We start from the raw sequence: 593 nt of genomic DNA on the forward strand, positions 1-593 counted from the left end.
TTGTAGACCTGGACGGCCTCGAACAGGTTGTTCGTGCTGTCGCTCATGATCGTCGTGTAGTTCGAGCCGAAGTTGCCGGGGAAGTTCCCGATCGGCATGCTCGCCCGGTAGATCTTGCCGTTGTCACCGGCGAAGAAGAGGTACATGTTCTGGTCGTCGCCGATGATGGTCTGGTCGATCGGGCCGGTGCCGGAGCCGGAGATGCTGCCGGTGAACAGCGGCTGCGCCGACGACCACCCGTTCGGGTTGGTCGGGTTGGTGGAGGTCTTGTACGAGAACGCCGTGCCGCCCCACTGGTAGGTCAGCACCCAGATGTTGCGCGGGGCGAAGTAGAACAGCGTCGGCGCGACGGTGCCCTGGGACATGCCGTTCTGGCTGGCCGAGGCCATCTCCGACCAGTTGGTGAACGGGCTGAAGTTCATCGAGCCCCACGACGAGCCGAAGTCGTGCGTGGTCGCGTACACCAGGTGCTTGCCCTGATAGGGGGCGACGGTGAAGTCCTTCAGCGACGCCCAGCCGGACTTCGGCTGCGCCAGCGCGCCGGTCGAGGACCACCGGTAGCTCGACGGCAGCGAGCAGGTGCCGCCCGGCGG

At 65.6% G+C, this 593-nt stretch carries 1 protein-coding gene; it reads right to left on the bottom strand.

Going from position 1 to position 593, the window contains the following annotated elements; genetic code table 11:
• A partial coding sequence (locus ACLQ2W_RS33845) for a non-reducing end alpha-L-arabinofuranosidase family hydrolase (RefSeq protein WP_425791966.1) occupies positions 1-593 on the bottom strand: 593 nt, incomplete at both ends.

It is taken from the genome of Micromonospora sp. DT227 (assembly GCF_049841835.1).
In the GTDB taxonomy this organism is placed as follows: Bacteria; Actinomycetota; Actinomycetes; order Mycobacteriales; family Micromonosporaceae; genus Micromonospora.